Origin of the sequence: Pseudomonas edaphica, assembly GCF_005863185.1 — a bacterium.
Taxonomy (GTDB): Bacteria; Pseudomonadota; Gammaproteobacteria; order Pseudomonadales; family Pseudomonadaceae; genus Aquipseudomonas; species Aquipseudomonas edaphica.
Map to the genome: position 1 here is coordinate 1 of NZ_VBVZ01000866.1, position 1,977 is coordinate 1,977.

Here is a 1,977-nt window from a genome sequence, read left to right on the forward strand (position 1 = left end):
CATTGCGTCCGCGTACATCAGGGGATATTTGCGTCACGCACGCGCAGTCGCGGGGTGACGAAGTCCAGGAAGGCGCGCACTTTCAACGGCAATGGCGCCTGCCCTTTATGCACCAGGCTGATGGGCAATGCCGCTGATTCATAGGGCTGCAACACCACCTGCAAATCACCCTTTTGCACTGCGTCCGCCACTTGATACGACAGCACTCGAATCACGCCAACACCCAGTGTTGCCGCCGTGATCGCCGCTTCCGCCGTGTTTACCGACAGCCGCGAATGCACGGGCACGGTTTGTTGCGCTTTACCCGCCCCAAACACCCAGGCGCCCACCGAGGACAGCACTTCAAAGGTGATGCAACTGTGGTCCGTCAGCGCCTGCGGCGTGGTCGGTTCGCCATGGGTTTGCAGATAGTGGGGACTGGCACACACCACCCGCCGCACCGTGCCGACTTGCAGCGCCTTGAGCGAACTGTCCGGCAAGTCACCAATACGCACGGCCACATCGCACTGTTCTTCCATCAGGTGTACTACGCGGTCGGTGAGCATCAGGTTGACGCTGATCTCGGGGTATTGCGCCAGAAACTCCGCCACCACCGGCACGATATGCAGGCGCCCGAACACGATGGGCGCGGTCACCGTGAGCTCGCCTTTGGGCACGGCATATTCGCCGGTGGCGGCCCGTTCGGCTTCGCCGATCTCTTCGAGAATCCGCCGGCACGCCGCCAGATAGGAAGCGCCCACGTCCGTCAGCGACAACTGCCGCGTGGTGCGGTGCAGCAGCCGGGATTTCAGGTGAGCTTCCAGTTCCGCGACTTTACGGCTGACGGTGGCCAGCGGCATGCCCAACTGGCGCGCTGCCGCCGACAGGCTGCCCGCCTCCACCACCGCAACAAACACCGACATCGATTCAAGACGGTTCATAACGCCCTATCAAATTCTGGAAGGATGATTACCGATCCTAGGGGATTATCGACATAAACGCGACTGCGTAAGGTTGGCGACTCATCCCCCAGCGACATGAGGCAAACGCCATGACATCCGAGAATGCACCGCCGCGAGGCAAGATCATCATGATGGCGGTGATCGCCGGCGCGGTGGTCACCAACATTTACTGCACCCAGCCGGTGCTGCCGTTGATCGCCTCGGACATGGGCGTCGCAGTGTCGACGGTCAACCTGGTGGCAGGCGCGGCCTTGCTGGGGTTTGCCACCGGGTTGGCGTTTTTATTGCCCATGGGCGACCGCTTTGATCGGCGCAAGCTGGTACTCGGGCAGATTGCGCTGGCGTTCTGCTTTGCCTTGGCGGCGGCTTTTGCGCCGAGTATCTGGGCGTTGATCGGCGCCTCGTTCGGGCTGGGCGTGGTGTGTTGCGTTCCGCAGCAACTGGTGCCCTTTGCGGCAGTGATGTCGCAGCCCCACGAACGCGGGCGCAATGTGGGCACGGTGGTCAGCGGGATCATGTTGGGGATTTTGCTCGGCCGCACCATCAGTGGTGTGGTCGGTGAGGCGTATGGCTGGCGGGCGGTGTACGCCATGGAGGCGGCGTTCATGATCCCGGTGTGGTTTATCGCGGCGAGGCTACTGCCGCCGGGCGTGCCGAGTACGAACCTGTCCTACCCTCGCCTGCTGGCTTCACTGTGGCCGTTGATGCGCGATAACAGCCCGATTCGGCAATCAATGATGGTGCAGGCGTTGTTGTGGGCGTGCTTCAACGCGTTTTGGGTGAATTTGGCCGGGTTGCTCGCCAATGGGCCGTGGCAGCTGGGCAGTGCCTGGGCCGGTGGTTTCGGAATTATCGGCGCGGTGGGTGCGTTCGCGGCGTCGTATGGCGGCCGGGCGGCGGACAAACTGGGTTGTCGCAAGGTGATCGGGGCCAGCGTGGGGATTGTGACCTTGGCGTTTTTGCTGCTGGCGGGGGCGCAGACCTCGCTGATCTTGCTGGTGCTGGGCGTAGTTGTGCTGGATATCGGTGTGCAGGC

Annotated in this window: 2 protein-coding genes; one reads left to right on the top strand and one right to left on the bottom strand. The window is 62.6% G+C overall.

Annotation, left to right across the window (positions count from 1 at the left end):
• Nucleotides 1-17: 17 nt before the first annotated feature.
• Nucleotides 18-920 (bottom strand): LysR family transcriptional regulator, encoded by a 903-nt coding sequence (locus FEM54_RS31505; RefSeq protein WP_138454164.1) that lies wholly within the window; start codon nucleotides 918-920, stop codon nucleotides 18-20.
• Nucleotides 921-1,030: 110 nt separating this feature from the next.
• Between FEM54_RS31505 and FEM54_RS31510 the strand changes: the two genes are divergently transcribed.
• On the top strand, nucleotides 1,031-1,977 hold a 947-nt coding region (locus tag FEM54_RS31510; RefSeq protein ID WP_138454165.1), incomplete at its 3' end, for an MFS transporter.

Coding starts and splice junctions, on each gene's coding strand:
- FEM54_RS31505 (WP_138454164.1), bottom strand. CDS start 920: ATGAACCGTCTTGAATCGATGTCGGTGTTTGTTGCGGTGGTGGAGGCG.